Source organism: Herbaspirillum sp. AP02 (assembly GCF_015767275.1).
Taxonomy (GTDB): Bacteria; Pseudomonadota; Gammaproteobacteria; order Burkholderiales; family Burkholderiaceae_D; genus Herbaspirillum.
Window position 1 is genome coordinate 12,913 of sequence record NZ_JADWMY010000002.1, and the last position, 17,200, is coordinate 30,112.

Below are 17,200 nucleotides of genomic sequence, written 5' to 3' on the forward strand. Positions count from 1 at the left end.
CAGGTTTTTCCATGGTCGATTTCGATTCCCTGCCCGCCGGCGCCACCCAGCAAGAACGTGCATTGCATGTGCTGGAGACGGTGTTCGGTTATTCGTCCTTTCGCGGTCATCAGGGCGAGATCGTCCAGCACGTCGCCGGCGGCGGTGATGCCCTGGTGCTCATGCCCACCGGCGGCGGCAAGTCGCTGTGCTACCAGGTGCCGGCCTTGCTGCGCGCAGGTACCGGCGTGGTGGTCTCGCCGCTGATTGCGCTCATGCAGGACCAGGTGGATGCCCTGGCCGAAGTTGGCGTGCGCGCTGCCTTCCTCAATTCCACCCAAAGCTTCGACGAAGCCATGCAGATCGAGCGCCGCCTGCGCCAGGGCGACCTCGACCTGCTCTATGTCGCCCCCGAGCGGCTGATGACGCCGCGCTGCCTGGAGCTGCTCGAATCCTCCCGCATCTCCCTCTTCGCCATCGACGAAGCGCACTGCGTCTCCCAATGGGGCCACGATTTCCGGCCGGAATACATCAAGCTGTCGGTGCTGCACGAGCGCTTCCCGCAGGTGCCGCGCATCGCCCTGACGGCCACCGCCGACCAGCAGACCCGCGAAGAAATCATCCATCGCCTGCAGCTGGAAGATGCACGCCAGTTCGTCTCTTCCTTCGATCGCCCCAACATCCGCTACCAGATCGTGGAAAAGGCCAACGGTCGCAAGCAGCTGCTGGACTTCATCAAGAGCGAACACCCCGACGACGCCGGCATCGTCTACTGCCTCTCCCGCAAGAAGGTCGAGGAAACCGCCGAGTTCCTGCGCGGCGAAGGCATCGATGCGCTGGCCTATCATGCGGGGATGGATTACGCGCTGCGCACCGCCAACCAGGCACGTTTCCTGCGCGAGGACCGGATCGTGATGGTCGCCACCATCGCCTTCGGCATGGGTATCGACAAGCCCGACGTGCGCTTTGTCTGTCACCTGGATCTTCCCAAGAGCGTGGAAGGCTACTACCAGGAAACCGGCCGCGCCGGCCGCGACGGCCAGCCCGCCGATGCCTGGATGGCCTACGGACTGCAGGACGTGGTGCAACAGCGCCGCATGATCGACGAATCCGAAGCCGACGACACCTTCAAGCGGGTACAGAGCACCAAGCTCGACGCCATGCTGTCCTTGTGCGAAACCCTGCACTGCCGGCGTATGCACCTGCTCGATTACTTCGGCGAGAAGTCCGGCCCCTGCGGCAACTGCGACACCTGCCTCACGCCCCCGGTGTCCTTCGATGCCACCGTCGAGGTGCAGAAACTCCTCTCCACCGTCTATCGGGTCGACCAGCGCTTTGCGCCAGGCCATGTGATCGAGGTACTGCGCGGTATCGATGGCGAGCGCGTCAAGCAGTGGCGGCACGACCAGCTCTCCGTCTTCGGCGTCGGCAGTGATCGTGGCGAAGCCGAATGGCGCGCCATCCTGCGCCAGGTCATCGCCCTGGGCCTGTTGACGGTGGATGCCGAGAACTACAGCGCCCTCAAGCTCACCGAGGCCGCCCGCCCGGTGCTGCGCGGCGAACAGCCGGTCCAATTGCGCCGTTACCGCAAGCCGGAAAAGGCCAAGCGCAGCTCCCAGCGTTCCAGTTTCGTCGAGACCGATCTCAACACCGAAGAACAGGCGCTCTTCGAAAAGCTGCGTTGGTGGCGCGTCGAAACCGCGCGCGCCCACAACGTACCGGCCTATGTCATCTTCCACGATGCGACCATGCGCGAAATCGCCAAGGCACGACCGCAATCGCTGGACGACCTGCGTCACGTCACCGGCGTGGGTGAGAAGAAGCTGGAAACCTACGGTGAGCAGATCATTGCATTGATTGCGGAGATGCAGGCCTGAGCGGGTAGGGCGATAGATCGAAATTGTCGCCACCCCAGAGGCAATCCGGTGTCCGCCGGTGTACTTCCAAGCCACAGGCCGTCTTCATGCACGGCCTGTCGGCAGGGCGCAAACGCCCCATCTTCACGCGTCGTATAATCAGCGCCGACGCGCTTTCTGTCTTCCTTCCGCTGTTCCCATCCGCTGCACTTCCACCTCTGGAGAAATCGTGCGCCCGTTCTGTCTCCCGCTTCTTGTAGCCGCCGCCTTGTCCGTCCTGATCGCACTGCCCGCCGCGGCCGACGATCTCAAGATCCTTGCTGCCGGCGCCATTGCTCCCGTCGTCCGCACCGTGGCAGCCGACCTCGAACGGCGCAGCGGCATCCATGTGACAGTGGAAAACGCCACTGCCGGCGTCATGGACAAACGTGTCCGCTCAGGCGCCTCTTTTGACGTGGCCGTCCTGCCAGACGGCGTATTGGATGGCCTGGGCAAGGATGGCTATCTCAACCTGGCAAGCAGCCGCCCGATTGCGCGCGTGGGCATCGCGGTTGCGGTAAAGCAGGGCGCCCCGTCGCCGGCCATCGCCACCGTCGCCCAGTTCAGGAAGGCATTGCTGGACGCGCCCTCGGTGGCGCTGATCGATCCCAAGGCCGGAGGGTCAAGCGGGATCTATCTGGAAAAGCTGTTTGAAAAACTCGGCATCGCCGCCCAGATGCATGCCAAGGAAGTCCTGGTACCCGGCGGTCTGGTGGCCGAAAAGCTGGTCGATGGCAGCGCCGCGCTGGCACTGCATCAGCAGAGCGAAATCCTGCAGGTCAAAGGCGCCCACCTGGTCGGTCCCTTACCCGCCGCCATCCAGAACTACACCGTCTATGCTGGTGCAGTGGGTGCTCACTCTGCTTCTGCTGTCGCCGCGCGCGCCTTTCTGACGATGTTTGCGGAGCCGGCGGCGCGCAAGGCGATTGAGGAGCATGGGTTGTCCCCTGAGGATCGCTGACGGGAGGTGGGCCCAATTTAGCATCACCATGCGCCACTGATCGTCGGGCCAGCCCTGTGAGGTAGCGAACCGTTTCCATCAGATCAAGCATGTGCAAATCCCTGCATGATGAACAGCTTCACCGTGGTCATGACGACGCAGGCTTCTCGTCAATCCTCCCCTTGGTTAATCCCGGATGCTGGAAAAGACCCCTCGTAACCCGGTATAATGCCCACCCACACGCGGGTGTAGCTCAATGGTAGAGCAGAAGCTTCCCAAGCTCACTCAATGGAAATCATGTCGCAAACGTGCGCGGTTTCTCGTCTTCAAATCATCGCCCATTCCATCCAAATCGCGATTTCCTCTCGAAATCGCCCATCTGAGTTTTCATCGTAGACTTTCTTGTCGCACCTTTCGGAGGTAGCCATATGCGACACTTGTAATCGTGGAGATCGGATTCGTGGTTTCGATACTGTATGCTATTCAATCAACGAACTCACATCTGAAGATTTTCATCAACAAAGTTTCATCCGATAAAAAATATCAGTAGCTCCGATGAACATGCGCTCGACAAAACTTACCGATGCTCAACTGGCCGTCCTACGGCCACTGGAAAAGCAACTTCAAGCAGCAGTTGCAAAATCAGAGGTTGATTTAGCGATTGAATTGGCGTCGAAAATTCAAGATCTTTTTCCACAGGATAGGAAACATCATCGTTTGCTTCGAGCCAAACTTTGGCTCTTCGAAGCTTGTATTGACGCGAACAGACTAAATATTGCCGAAAAAGGCCTAATTGGAATCAGCCAACTAGCCTCTCCTTCTACGCGTATTGCGCTCGAAGCGGGCGGACTTTTGGCGATAGTCTATTTGCGACAAAAAAAGGTTGCTTCCGCAAAAGCGGCAATCGCAGAAGTAATTCTGAAAATAAACAACATCACTTCGGACGTGACCCGTCATCAATTTCAGCAGCGACTGATTTCTAGAATTGAGGAGGAATGCATCCTCTCGGAACTCATCGGGACTGCAGATAGCACTTTAAAAGTCGACGAAATTCAGGCCGAAGCTATTAGGCTTATTCAAAGCCAGGATGAAGCAAAAATCCTTGAGATAATCGGATCTACGGTGCCAACAAGTAGTATTGAGCTTCTGAATGACGTGCATCAGTTCTCAATATTGAGACTGCCAGCGCCAGACAGAAAACTGCTCGCTGCACCTCCCAACGCTCAAGAGCGCCAGAAGATCGGCAAGACAGCATTCTCGATGCTACGAAGAATCGCATGGAAGACCTTCTGCAAACCATCCAGCCCGATTTTTAAACTTTGGTCGAAACAAACACCTGAAGTTTTCAATAAGGGCTATTTTTCTGCTGCTGTTATTACGACCTTTAACGATTTTCGCATTGGCTTACCGATGCTAGCTGGCGGAGTTGCCGCCTTAGTTATGAAATATTCTGCCGAAGAATTTTGCGAACTTGCTAAGCCCAAGGGTTTCATGATTAAGCGTGATGAAAAAGATGACTAACGTGCATTTCACCTCTAAGGGCTGGACACATGCTAGCTACCCCTTTCTGCTCTTATAGGTCTTTGCTGCATCTTCATTTGATGAATATGCTTTTCTTGGTGATGCAGAATGTGATTTGGCACGCGATACCAGCTGTGCATCATCTTTTTTCAAAGACTGCATCCATCCACGTTCGAACGCATTGAACTCTTCGGAACCATGCTGATATGGGTTTTTATATCCACCTTGTTGCGAGTAGTAGGCAGCAGCTCCTTCTCGAATATATTTTTCCACCTTACACCTCCCTGCTTACATGGAATCTGCGCGTTAACTGGTTGTAGTTGCCCCCGCAATTCAGGACACTCAGACATCGTTAAGTTACTGATGCTACAGCCCGTCTGAACTCGCGAGGCGAGCGGTATTTCAGGGCCTTGTGCGGATGGTACTCATTGTATTGCTCGAAGGCAGAGGCCAGATGCGTGAGCGCCGTGGGCACATCGGGCTTATCCATGAAGGCGATGTAATCATGCTTCATCGTTTTTACGAACCGCTCCGCCATGCCGTTACTCTGTGGCGAGCGCACGGGCGTGGTCAAGGGCTCCAGTCCCAGCTCGCGCGCGAAGCTGCGTGTGCGATGGTCGATGTAGGCCGAGCCGTTGTCGCTGAGCCATTCAATCACCTCTGGAGTCTGCGTGCTCCCAAACCGCTGCTCTACGGCAGCCAGCATCACGTCGCGCACGACATCCCCGCTATGCCCACCGGTAGTGGCCGCCCAGCTGATGGCCTCACGGTCACAACAATCCAGCGCAAACGTCACTCGCAATGCAGACCCGTCATCACAACGGAATTCGAAGCCGTCCGAACACCAGCGCGCATTACTTTGCTTGACCGCTACACGACCATCGTGGCGTCGATTGTCTCGTCTCACACCGGGTCGGCGCAGCAGCAACGCGTGCTCTCGCATGACGCGATAGACCCGTTTATGGTTCACGCACGCCTGTCCCAGGGATTCCCGGCTACGTCGCAGCAAGGCCCAGATGCGGCGATAGCCATAGCTCGGCAAGCTCGCGGCATGCAGCTCAATCTCTTCGAGCAAGCCGCTGTCGTCGACTTTGCGAGCACTACGGCCATCTCGCCATTCCGGGCTCCGGGCTCGTTTTACTGCCACTGCAGAGCGCGCCACACCGAGAACGTCACAGACCGCTTTCATTGGTCGTCCTCCGGCAGCAAGGGCGAGCGCGCAATCAGGTTTTTTGACCGGCCCCATTCGACGGCCTCGCGCAGAATCTCGTTCTCCATGGTCTTCTTGCCCAATAGCCGCTGCAGTTCTTTGATTTCCTTGATGGCCGCAGCCAGCTCCGAGGCCGGCACTACTGTCTCCCCAGCCTTGACGGCGGTCAGACTGCCTTCCTGGTATTGCTTGCGCCAACCAAACACCTGGTTCGCGTTCACCCCGTGTCGCCGGGCAACGGCTGATACGGAGGCTCCAGGAGCCAAGGTCTCCTGAACGATGGCTATTTTCTCTTGGGGCGTGCGTCTTCTGCGACGCTCCGGCTCGGTCAGAATCTCGATGTGGTCCACGGTTTGCCTAGTCGTAAAACTGGTCATAAGACTATCCTCTATTTTAAGAGAGTCTTCGTGTCCTGAGATTCAAGGGGCTATTCCACTGGTACCAAATCCCGCATTAATTAACAATTCACACGAAGTTCTTAGTAGACAACAGCCCATAAACTAGCAGAGATGCACCGCGATAGGCCGGCCTGCATCCCGCTATTAGTTTTTCTAGAAATCAGCAAAGAGCTTCACTTCTTCATGCTGGAAAACATTCTCCAAATGTTCGGCTAGATAGCTAGCCTGTTTTGCATTGGGCGGATTACGGAGATGCCGAGGGATACCATCGAGCAGCATTTTTCCTTCTTTCAGCTGTTCAGATATGTGCATCTTCCCGTCGTCGTCGAAGCCAATGAGCCCTGCATCAAACAAAGCATCTAGATTCGCAACGAGTGGCAATCCATTATATGGATCAAGACGCTCACCATCATCAGAAATACGCCATGGCTTTGCGTGAGATGCGCGAAGCACCTCACTTACGGCACAACCTGTCACAGCACATTTTCCATCCCATAGCGCTAGAAGTTCTTTTCGATACTTTCCCTGTCCCAATCTCGCCATTACGAGAGTCGCTCTAACGGTCGGATTATCTTGATGCGTTCGATCAATTTCCTCGATATCTGACTCAATGAATGCGCTCTCGCCTATTTCTGAAACTGGTGTGGCGACAGTTCCTTTCGGCACGATAAGAAAACCAAGCGACCGTAAAAGCCTGTGCCACTTCCCATCTTTGGCTCCGGCAAAATCTGAGGGTTCCATTTCGTTAAGGCCAGCGAACTTGCTTGATATCGCAGCTATTGCCTTTGGCGGATAAGGCTTCCCCCCGACCCATACATCATATTTCGTGCTGTCACGAAATCCCTTGTAGCCCGGATTTTTTTCCCAAAACGCCGCTGCTTTCTCCACGTGATCTCGGAGTATTTGTTTTTCCTTGCGAATCACCATCCGTGTTTCCTCCAATCCATCCGGCAAATCGGTGCCGACACCGGGTACGTTGAACGGGTACGTCAAGCAGCTAAATGCTGCGTCCGAGCAGTTGAGGGCTATGAAGATTCTACTACCAGAAAAATGCCAAATTGGTGTTTGTAGTCGTCGGAAAGGGCTTACGCATTCAGCGTTGTCTGACAACAAAACGTGAGTGATGCTTGCTAATATTTAATTTCGATTGTCGAGATGGACGTACTCCGAGCTACCGAAAAGAAAAGTCTCGCAGAGACAATCCGGTGTAACAGCGGCACCGATTTAGATTATTTCAGCTTCGTCGAAATCGCCCTTGCCGCATTCGAAGACATCCCCGGCTTCGAAACTAGGCATCCGGATATCGAGTTATTAAACGACCTCTGGAAGATTTACTCCTCTGGACCTGAATGAACGTCTACTTCCGACGCTTCGCTAGTTGCTTCGCCCACACTTGTAATTGTTCCATCAAGAAGAGGCGATCCTCGTCATGTAGGGGGACCAACTGAGCGATGATGCTATCTGCCAGTGTCGAGGAGTTAGCTGATACGCCATCAAATAAACCTCCCAGGGGCACGCTCAACTCTGCAGCGATTCTATCCAGCGTGGGCACCCCAGCCGTAACCACACCTCGCTCTATGCGTGAGAGCGACACGGTGTCCATTCCTACGGCTTCGGCCACCTCTGCTTGCGTGCGACCCCGTGCCTTACGAGCTTCAGCGATGTTTCTTCCGATCCGAACGGCAATATCGTTGCTCATGAGATAAACATAATTTGCATAGAAAATGCAAGTTATGTTGTCCCAGGGCAGCAAAATATGTAATATCACAATATGCCTACAATAGGCATATTAGGGCTGTAGTTTGTGGCGTATGTCTAGTTGCCTGGTACGCCTCCCCCGGTGAAGATACTTGAGGACAGAAGGAGCCTATTGTGACCGCAGAATGTTCCATATGCAGAAGCGCGATTTCCCCCTTCGCGCGGAAGTGCCCGTATTGCCAGACCGATTTCCGATTTGATGAGGGTTATGTAATTGGCGGCGCTAACTACAGCAGCGACGTTGATCAACTGCTAGAAGTCCTTGTAACGCCCGGACTTTACCTATTGGTATTGCTAGTCCCTCTCTGCCTCTTGCTGGATTATTTCGACGCCCCCTTCTGGCTTGGGGCGACCATCACGCTGATATTGGGATGCGGACTGTTAATTAATAGAGAAAAGCTCACAGAATTCTGAACAGCTGGGTCTTTCGTCGTAGGTCAGGATCGGACCAATCACAAACCGAAAAATAAAACCATGCCTCAATCTACCTACAAAATTAAGTTGATCGCTGCAGCAACAATAGGTGCTGCCATCCTTGGATACGCGTTCTTCTACTTTTCCTCGGCCTCATCGAGCGCCTCGCCAAATTTGCCTGATGACCCACGCATAAGAGATTCCATTTTTTCAAACGCGGTGGTGATTGCTGCTCATTTAAGAGATGACCCGCGATGTATTCCTCTGGGTAAGCTGATCATCGGATACGCCGATCCTCGTCGCGGCCCCGAGGCCTACCGAGAACAAATACTTTATAGAATGACAGAGCGAATTCCTCGCGCTTGCTTCGATGAAAAGGCAACGGCCGCACCACCTGAATTGGTCGCTTATATCAACAACACCAATCCGGCATTGCAGCAGAACAATCAGAAGCCATTATCAGTAGACGACAATAATTCTTCCATCCCTACCGCTCCATCCGTGGTTCAGATTGAGCCTCTTACTGTTGTCTTGGCTGATCCAGAAAAAGCCCACTATTTCCAAACGATCTTTTCCGTTCAAGTGAGCGATAAAGAGTCTGCGGAAAAAACAAAACGTGCCATGGCAGAATTGAAGGACAGGGCCATTAAGCTTCTGTCTACAAAAACGTCTTCTGACATCACCACAGTGCCCGGCAAAGAAGCCTTGGTACAAGAATTGGTCTCACTCTTTAATCAACCGATGTCCAGCCTCGGTGGAGAGAGAATCAACGCACAGAACATTTACTTCACGACGTTCGTAATCCAAACAGAATGAAATATACGGGGACAGAATGTACTTATTATTGTGGCTGATTTTCATCTTCGGTATTGATACATTTGCTAGGAAAGTACGGGGAGTAGCTGGCTGGCCCTGGGTTATCGGAGCCACTGTAATCAATGTCGTCGCATACCTGGCCGGAAATTTTTCAGACCTTGCCTTCACCGCTTGGACAGCCGCTGTTGGATTGGTCACGATTATCTTTATCGTTGCCTTCTCCAAAAATCCGAACGATGCCGATATGCCACAAAAAAAATGTACTTACTGCGCGGAGACAATCAGGGCGGAAGCCCAAATATGCAAACACTGCGGCAGAGACTGCCCATCGATTGAAGCAAAACAGTCGGCCTCTTCGCAACCATAGCAACGGAAGATGAATGAAAAAAACGCTCATGTTGATCGCACTGATTTTGGTCTCTACCAAGATATTCGCCGCGGACGATAATCAGTTCTACACGTATGCAGAAGTGTTTGAGTCCGTACCCGTTCAGGGAAAATCGTCGCTTGATTGCATTACCTGCCCCGACGTTCTGATTGGCTACAAATTGGGCCTTAGGTTAGTTCAACGAACCAAAGAGAATGACCTGCCGATAATTTTCGACGTGGTATCGAAAGAGCAGGTAAAGGCAGGAACATGGGTTAAGGTGGGCATCAAGATGAATCTCGTTACGCCCATTAAGACTGTTCGGTAAACCACTTACTGTTTTTCGGAAATACACACCTGCAACCAAGATACTTTACCTGCACAAACTTGTAGACGAGATGTCAGTCTACAGACGGCAGAAAAGCCGCATTTTGCGTCGCGGGTAGGCGGGTTATTAGACTACATTTCCTTAACCAGATGCGGCTAATCGCATAGCTCACGGATAGGGATAAAAATTCAGCTGAACCCCATCGACCCTAGCTTTTCCATCCTCCTTGTACAGAAGATTCTGCAATTTTCTGAACTTCGGATCACTCTCATTCCAGGCAAGATCGACATACACTTCTCCTGATTCCCCTTCGATTCTTCCTGAGCTAGAAAGGGGACCGCACGGCTGAAATACGATCTTCTGATCAGCAAGCCAGGACAAGATGTATTGCCGGACCCCATCTTGTTTCGGCGATGTCAAGGAGCTGCTACCGCGCCAACTGAATTGAATCGTAACCGCGCCGGACCTAGTTTCAGAAGGGATTTCATCGATATACGGGAGGAGTAAGGGCATTTGTTGGATCCTAAAGCCCTATTTATCTGCTGATAAGCTATCCCCGTTAGGCGACGCGGCGAGTCTCCGCCGCATCGCCTTTACCCTACGCACCCTGCAGTCCGTCCAAGACTTTCACTGCAAGCCGACTTGCATCGTTGGGAGCAAGGTGAGCATACCGTTGCGTCATTTTCGAATCGCTATGTCCCAGCAGCACGGAAACCTGAAACAGACTGACTCCATTCTTCACCATCTTCGATGCGAAGCTGTGGCGGAGGGTGTGAATAGTTACTTTGCCGCCTTTTTCCAGAATGATATCCGGGCGGTTCAAGCCCGCTCGGTCAATGGCCTTTCTGATCGCTTGGACAGCATAGCCCCGAGCCTTTCCATTACGATTTTCGAAGACAAACCGGCTTCCGTCTAGGCGGACTTTTAACCTTCGCTCCATGACAGATCGCAACCGATTGGACATGTAGAGCACGTCTTCATTGCCAACCTTAGACCGGTACAGGCCAATCGTACCTTCTTCCATGTTAATAGCAGACCACGGGATATTGGCCGCTTCCGAATAGCGACAACCGGTATCTAGCAAGAAGATAACCAGATCGTAGTTGTCCTGCAAATTACGCTGCATTTCACCTGACCACGCTTCAGAACGTTTAATACCGCTTCTCAGCGTATTGACGTCGAGCGCGCATAGCAATGCCGACTCTTCATCAGAATCGAGATATCGCAGCCTAGAATTCGTTTTAAGCATGGGATAGTTGATATCCTTATTAACGCGATAACCGAGCCGCGCCATCTCGTTAATAGTTGAGCGAATCAACGCGATTTCATGCTTGATGGTGGCCGCTGACAGACGCTCCGATTTACGTGCATGCACCAGACGCTCAATGTCTCTCGTCTGAATTTCATGCAAGTCATTTGTGCCCGGCAAGCCATAGCAAGCGATCTTTTGCTGGGTCTTCGGATGCAGTTTGTAGCCACAAATCTTTCGGGCTACGCCTTGCATCCCCTTGTAATAAGAGGCAGAACGTCGAGCATCCACGTATTTTTGGAGCGCATCTTCCAGCGTAATGGTCTCAGCCTCTCCGAGGAAGACTTGTCCATGAACTTTATTGCGCACTTCACGCTCGACTTGCAGTGCTTTGGTCTTATTAGCCGTACCGGTTGTGCCGGTATAGCGTTTTCCGTTTACTTGAAATTGGTAGTGCCAGCGAGAGCTGTTTTTTGGCTTATGGAGAGACATGTGAATCACCGTTATTAGAAGTCAGTGCTTGCACCATCCGTTCTCTTCACGTTGAAGAGAACGGATGGGCTGAACAGAAGAGAACAGAGAAAAACTACTCCTTCTAGGTCTCGTCACTTTCTTCATCGGTGATTGCAGAGATCCCCATAATCATAGCGGCTAGTCGACGAAATTTCGCTCGCCGCTCATCCTCTTCATCAGTAAACAGCCCGCTCGAACGCGCTGATTGGTCGTACTTAACGAGGTCCACCTTGCTCACGTTATCGCGCAAGGTCAGTCCGAGATATACGATTTTCGGGGTCTTCTTAGATTTGAAGCCATGCTCCGCGAGTTTCCTGCCAAAGCGATTCTGACTCCAGCTCCAAGAATGGTAACTCTTCGCCCATTCGCTGAATGACGCATACAACTCAGCGGAGCTAGCCCGATACTTGCTATCAACTACGACATACTCGGCCATCCAAGCCTTGAGGATGTTCATCTCGGATTCATACTCTTCAATTGCTCTAACGACTGCCTTCGGCGATGTCAGGCCGTGCTTTTGCCACTCCAGGCAACCCTTAATCGCCCAATTCAAGATGCCGGGAGCCTCTTCCCGCAACTTGTGTTCCAGCTGGGGATCCTGATCTTCTTTTTTGATAGTCATCTCAAAGGGGATGAGTCGCAACCGACGATAGAATCCGTGGCCTCCACTTTTTGCGATCGGCTTATGGTTTGCCGCCAAGAACAACTTGAATGCAGGCAGATACTCGAACATCCCCTGATAGAGCCGCCGTGCAGTGATCGGCTCCCCGCCAGTCAATGACTTGAACAGGCCTTCTGCGAAAGCCTTACCATCATCGACTTCACTCAAGGCTACAAAGCGCTTTCCACGCAAACGGGCGAGATCTTCGGAAGGCCCATTGCTAGAACGATTTTGCTCCAGCAACGTCTCACCGGCCGCTTGGGCACCATAGTCCCCTACCACAGCGCGGACGATATTCAGAAAGGTACTTTTCCCGTTTGCACCATAGCCGTAGAGGAAGAACAGGCATTGCTCCGAAACCGAACCACTCAACGAGTAACCAACGGCCTTTTGCAGGTACTCAACCAGTTCCTTATCCTTCTTCATGATTTGCATCATGAAGCTCTCGAACAACGGGCACGTTGCATCTGGATCGTAGGTTACTGGCGACACCTGGGTGATGAGCATTTCGCGCTTCGCCTCCTTGAATTCCCCAGTCTTCAAGTTGATCACGCCATTTTGGACGCCAAACAAGAAACGATTTCGATCCAGGTCGTCGATGGATACCGCGATATTTGGTTCAGACTTGAAGAGCTCAATCATGTGCTGCAGCTTCAACGCACCTTCACTTGCGCTAGCATGGCGCTTCATTTCTTTGCGCAGGTTGTCGTCAGCGACTTGATCAGCTTCGACATGTAGCTCCATGGGAATAGTCTTTGCCATTGCTACAATGTCGAGATTGTTGATCTCCATCCAGTAGTTTCCTGTCCAGATCAACCACTGCTTAGTCTCGACGACGTAACGGATATCGGCACCATACTTCATGGCCATACGTTTGGCATTGCCCATGTCGGTGAAGTGCGTGCTCCTCTGGTCTTCATAGTTGCGGAAGACGTTATCGATAATGTGCAGCACCTCGGTATTTTCCAGCGGTGGGTCACAGAAATCGATGTTGGCATCCATGACCAACTCCGTAACTTCTTCGCGGGAAGCCCCTTTCTTCAACTGTTTCATCGCCAATCGCATGAGCTGGTCGTTGCGACCGCCTTGCGGGACGGCGTCAGCTGACGCCTCCGTGTCCTTATCCTTCTTTTGACGGGATTTTGCCCAAGCAATCAGGGCTTCAGGTGCTTCAGCAATCAGCACAGTATCGTCAACCCATTCGTAACTGGTTCCAGCAATGACGGAAGGTGCTGCAACGACATAGCCACCATCCGCGCGGATATCAATGCCAGGCATGATATTCGTACGATTTCTCAACTTGGTATCGAGGGGGAGACGGAAATACAGATGCAGACCACCGGAGGGAGTCTTCGCCATCAGTGTTTCAGGAAATTCGATATCTTGGCGCAGGCAAGCGAGCGATTCCATGCCTTTCGCGTCGCCTTTAACATCAATATCCACGACGAAGAAATTGCGGCTTTCTTGCCGCCCGGTTGCGATACCGATGTTTGCCCAAGGCATGGTGCGCGCCCAATAAGACACTTGATCTCTATCGCTTGTCGCTTGCTTGAAGCCGTGTTCGACGGCTGGATTTTTCCCACCATGCACGAGCGGGAATACCTTAAAGCCGCGCTCTACGAGAGTAGACGCGGAGAGGAATGGAGTAGCTTGGGAATGTGGGGAAGTGCTTGTGTTTTCGGGCATAGTTCACTCGGGAAACCGAGTGTGCCCACAGTGCGAGCAGATGAATTGGGCACACTCATAGTTGGACGGACAAAGCGCCAAAGGGCGCTTCGCATCCAACTAGAGGTTATACCCACCGAGTAATCTAAACTTCAGACCTGACTTTAATCAGACCATCTTGCGAGGACGGCTACCACGGCTTGAATTCTCATTTTCATATGAATAATTCATACGAAAACAAATCGTCGCCTGCTTCCACTAGTTGTGCTGCACTGTTGAGACCGAATTAAGCCACACTTAAATTTTTTTTGCAAGTCCCTTCGCCACACGATGATTTTTCGTTTTGACTATTAAACGATTGTTCGTATTTTTTGCAAACTGCTGCTACGACTCCTCTTCGTTTTTTCCAACTTTTTTATTTAAAGAGAAATCGTCAAATCGTTTAAATAATCTTCTCTCTGGCGGCAACATGACCAGCGGTGGCCAGCGCTGCAATGTATGCCAGAAGCTAATTAAGCTTCTAACCGATATGCCGACTACCCACGTAGAAAGCGGGTTAGCGGCCATATGAGTAAGTGACTTCTGTGGAAAAGTTGAGTGGTCAGCCGCAAAAACATGCGGCACTGCACAAGAAATAATTTGGTGAAGCGTCGGGCATGTTGTCCAGCTCCAAAAACGGTAGGACGGTGGCTGCTCCCATCAATCAAGGAGCCCACATCATGCAAAACAGCCAGACCAAGTCCAACGCCCCTGTCCAATCAGTCAAGCCTGCTGAAAACACGACCACACCATTGCAGACGGTAAAGATCACCGATGGCATGCCTTCGTCCAATGCGGTAAGCAAGTCCACAGAACATTCAAGCCAAGAGGCTAAGGCTGCGTCCAATGGTAAGGAAGCGAAGGCACAAGCCCCCGTAAAAATGAAAATCGCTACGGCGATCTACGTGCGGATGCAGAAGAATAAAAACGTCAAACGCAAGGAAATTATCGATGAATTCGTCAAGGAAGCAAAGCTATCGAAGGCTGCTGCATCGACTTACTACCAGCTTATCAAAGCCAAAATGAAATAAGCTATTTCCACGAAGGGGCAGAAGCGACCCGGCACAATGCTGGGTTTTCTGTTTGTTATCGCATCAAGTTCTCGCCACTGTCGCAACACAGAATCTGACCAGCTTTGTTAAACTCATGCCATCACGGCTAAGAGTAAAACATTCATATGGCTAAGAGTCAGAAGACTATCGTTATTAAGCATCTTTTCGAGCAGTTTTATGATGCAAATACGCATTCTTTACGTCGCACAATTGTGACAGCGCAGGATTTAGAAGATGCGAAACGGTTCTGCAACGAGAACTACGGAACGACCATAAAATTAGACGGAAATCCCTTTAATTTTATGAAGGACATTGTTCGCGGCAAAAGCGCATCAAAAATTTGGCCGGAAGATGTTCGCGCTCGCGGATTCGTGGGTGAGCAGAGAACGGGAGACGGTAAGATCTTTGAGTTTGTCCCGTTAGTTGAAGGTGCGTCCGAAAGCTTCGATATCGATTTTCGTCCTACAGAATTAACGCCCGAGTTAGCTGTTCAGAGCTTAAGTTTACCTCAAGCCTCAAAGCAACTAGGACGTAACGACGAATCGTGGCTACTACAAGTCGCCGTTAACCTTAGGGTAGTTGAGACCCATTTTGCTGTAGGTGAAAATCCACAGATAAATGCTCTAGAGCTTAATCATCTGCAAATGGATATCAAGCTGCGCAAGGTGCAAATTGATGCTTTGTATATCGCAAAGTGTGCATCGGATAACGTTCTTATTACGGTTGAGGCAAAACAAGGAAATCAACGGATCTTGACAGAGCAAATCGCTCGACAAGTTGTTGCGGTCTTCGAATCAACAAACAACGATACCGTGATACCCACAGCTGTGGCAGCAATCAAAGGCAAAGGGATTTATCTCGTGGAGTTCAAAGCAGTCCAGAGAAGTGAGATCGATAGCTTCAAAGCACCTATATTTCATCGCGATTCCATGATAGCCCTTCACCCTTCCGTCCCCGGTATTTAAGTTCACCTGGAATGGTTGCCCATTCCAGGGAAATCACTCTAGAGCATATTCGGCTTCCTGCTCAACATCACTTGGGACGTCCATTACCGCTGGCTTCAACGTTGCCACTTTCCGTTCCCGCTGTGCAATTACCTTCCGTGAAACCGAGAAATGTTCGGCCGCTTCACCCATATTCATTTTCAGCAGTGCCACGTTCCCCATTTCAAGTGGGTCAGCTGGTTTGGTCGGAGAAACGCCCAGAGCTTTGATTACTTCAGCTGCAACAGCTCTGCCTAAAAGTGGAGGAACGCTATTTCCGATTTGCCGAAATCCATGCCATTTCGTTGCGTGCAACCTAAACCAATCAGGATATGAGTGGAGCCTCGCGGCCTCTCGGACGGTAATGACTCTCGGGAAGACAGGATGAATTGGGCGAGGAGAGGTATGTGCTCCTCGAGCACTATCAGTGCCGGCGCGAAGGGTGTTGCATACACCTTCGGGATCTAGGCGAAGAAATCTGCTGATTTTTTCAGTTTGCCCCGGTTTAGTAGCCAAGAATCGTTGCCTAGAAATCTCTGTGTGCTCTGTGATCAAGCTGCAGCTCAAGAGATTTGAGTTAAATATCCGCTTGTGGCTAAAGTCGTCAGCATCGTCCAGCATACCGCGCAAACGCAGAGCATAGTCAGATTCCGTTGCCCACTGCAGTTCTGTACTGTCATTTTCTTGCAGATCTTTAAATTGATTCGCATCTGGCAAATCTGCAATAGCATCCCTAACACTGACCTTTTCGTCTACGTTATTGGGGTATTGAGGCAGTTTTTGATCTCTTCTTGCACCCAACAAAAAGAGGCGTTCTCTAGACTGAGGCACGCCGAAATTAGCTGCGTTCAACACTTTATACGGCAACTGAATATCGTAGCCAGCATCGCCAAGCGCATCGACTAGCTCAGTCAGAAATTGTGAATGCTTACCGAGCGTCAGCCCTTTAACGTTTTCAAAAACACAGTATTTCGGCCTGAGCTCCTTCACAAGCCGTACGAAGTGGAATACCAATTGATTACGCTGATCGTCAAGCGCACGCTTTCCAATCATCGAGAACCCTTGGCATGGCGCACCACCAAAAACTACGTCAATGTCCTTTTCGGCGATACCACTGCGCTCTCGTATTTGATCTCCAGAAAGATCAACAACACTTGCGCAGATGACCTTTGTCTTGGGAAAATTGTATTCATGCGTAGCGCAGTGAATCGGGTCGATCTCAATTGCCGCTGCAATGTCAAAGCCGGCTTGCTCAAATCCCAATGACAGGCCACCTGCGCCTGCGAACAAGTCGACCCCAATTGGACGCTCCATTAAACACTCCATACAAGTAAAATTCGCATAAATCTGCCGCAGATTCTAGCCCGTTACGAACAGAAAATCGATCGATTTTTTACTACGGAATTATACTG

Annotated in this window: 15 protein-coding genes; 8 read left to right on the forward strand and 7 right to left on the reverse strand. The window is 51.7% G+C overall.

What is annotated here, in order from left to right; genetic code table 11:
• Positions 1–11: 11 nt before the first annotated feature.
• The 3 genes from recQ (at position 12) to I5R65_RS06010 (ending at position 4,335) form a co-directional block, all read left to right on the forward strand.
• Positions 12–1,856, forward strand: a complete 1,845-nt coding sequence (gene recQ / locus I5R65_RS06000) for a DNA helicase RecQ (RefSeq protein WP_180665382.1) — start codon at positions 12–14, stop codon at positions 1,854–1,856.
• Positions 1,857–2,103: 247 nt separating this feature from the next.
• Positions 2,104–2,835, forward strand: coding sequence for a substrate-binding domain-containing protein (locus I5R65_RS06005; protein ID WP_180665384.1), 732 nt, complete (start codon positions 2,104–2,106; stop codon positions 2,833–2,835).
• A 534-nt stretch (positions 2,836–3,369) separates the two neighbouring features.
• The gene (locus I5R65_RS06010; RefSeq protein ID WP_180665386.1) at positions 3,370–4,335 is read left to right on the forward strand and encodes a hypothetical protein; all 966 of its coding nucleotides are present in this window, start codon (positions 3,370–3,372) and stop codon (positions 4,333–4,335) included.
• Between the two features lie 36 nt (positions 4,336–4,371).
• Here the strand turns inward: I5R65_RS06010 and I5R65_RS06015 are convergent, their stop codons facing one another.
• The 4 genes from I5R65_RS06015 to I5R65_RS24465 all read right to left on the reverse strand — a co-directional run bounded on the left by I5R65_RS06015 (position 4,372) and on the right by I5R65_RS24465 (position 7,642).
• Complete coding sequence (locus tag I5R65_RS06015) at positions 4,372–4,608, reverse strand: hypothetical protein (protein WP_180665388.1); 237 nt, start codon at positions 4,606–4,608, stop codon at positions 4,372–4,374.
• Positions 4,609–4,687: 79 nt separating this feature from the next.
• Positions 4,688–5,922, reverse strand: a protein-coding gene (locus tag I5R65_RS06020) for an IS3 family transposase (protein WP_180665390.1) whose coding sequence is annotated in 2 segments (ribosomal slippage) — positions 4,688–5,562 and positions 5,562–5,922 — 1,236 coding nt in all. Because the reading frame shifts where the segments join, the coding sequence is not laid out codon by codon here.
• A gap of 174 nt (positions 5,923–6,096) precedes the next feature.
• Positions 6,097–6,870: an HNH endonuclease gene (locus I5R65_RS06025; RefSeq protein ID WP_180665392.1), complete on the reverse strand. Its 774-nt coding sequence runs from the start codon at positions 6,868–6,870 to the stop codon at positions 6,097–6,099.
• 430 nt (positions 6,871–7,300) lie between these two features.
• A complete protein-coding gene (locus I5R65_RS24465; protein ID WP_180665394.1) occupies positions 7,301–7,642 on the reverse strand; it encodes a helix-turn-helix transcriptional regulator in 342 nt (113 codons plus the stop codon).
• A gap of 533 nt (positions 7,643–8,175) precedes the next feature.
• Between I5R65_RS24465 and fliL the strand changes: the two genes are divergently transcribed.
• The 3 genes from fliL to I5R65_RS06045 are packed head-to-tail and all read left to right on the forward strand — an operon-like array spanning position 8,176 to position 9,626.
• Complete coding sequence (fliL, locus tag I5R65_RS06035; RefSeq protein WP_180665396.1) at positions 8,176–8,931, forward strand: flagellar basal body-associated protein FliL; 756 nt, start codon at positions 8,176–8,178, stop codon at positions 8,929–8,931.
• A 16-nt stretch (positions 8,932–8,947) separates the two neighbouring features.
• Positions 8,948–9,298: a hypothetical protein gene (locus I5R65_RS06040; RefSeq protein WP_180665398.1), complete on the forward strand. Its 351-nt coding sequence runs from the start codon at positions 8,948–8,950 to the stop codon at positions 9,296–9,298.
• A gap of 13 nt (positions 9,299–9,311) precedes the next feature.
• On the forward strand, positions 9,312–9,626 hold the full coding sequence (locus I5R65_RS06045) for a hypothetical protein (RefSeq protein WP_196872157.1): 315 nt from the start codon (positions 9,312–9,314) through the stop codon (positions 9,624–9,626).
• A 598-nt stretch (positions 9,627–10,224) separates the two neighbouring features.
• Here I5R65_RS06045 and I5R65_RS06050 read toward each other — a convergent pair.
• Both I5R65_RS06050 and I5R65_RS06055 read right to left on the reverse strand, forming a co-directional pair.
• Positions 10,225–11,367, reverse strand: a complete 1,143-nt coding sequence (locus I5R65_RS06050; protein ID WP_180665401.1) for a site-specific integrase — start codon at positions 11,365–11,367, stop codon at positions 10,225–10,227.
• A gap of 103 nt (positions 11,368–11,470) precedes the next feature.
• The gene (locus I5R65_RS06055; RefSeq protein WP_180665403.1) at positions 11,471–13,735 is read right to left on the reverse strand and encodes a phage/plasmid primase, P4 family; all 2,265 of its coding nucleotides are present in this window, start codon (positions 13,733–13,735) and stop codon (positions 11,471–11,473) included.
• Positions 13,736–14,433: 698 nt separating this feature from the next.
• On the opposite strand from I5R65_RS06055, the gene I5R65_RS06060 reads away from it, so the two are divergent.
• A complete protein-coding gene (locus I5R65_RS06060; RefSeq protein WP_180665365.1) occupies positions 14,434–14,784 on the forward strand; it encodes a hypothetical protein in 351 nt (116 codons plus the stop codon).
• Between the two features lie 146 nt (positions 14,785–14,930).
• Positions 14,931–15,770: a hypothetical protein gene (locus I5R65_RS06065; protein WP_180665405.1), complete on the forward strand. Its 840-nt coding sequence runs from the start codon at positions 14,931–14,933 to the stop codon at positions 15,768–15,770.
• Positions 15,771–15,803: 33 nt separating this feature from the next.
• Here I5R65_RS06065 and I5R65_RS06070 read toward each other — a convergent pair whose 3' ends face one another.
• Entirely contained in the window at positions 15,804–17,102 is a 1,299-nt protein-coding gene (locus I5R65_RS06070; protein ID WP_180665407.1) for a DNA cytosine methyltransferase, read from the reverse strand.
• Positions 17,103–17,200 lie beyond the last annotated feature (98 nt).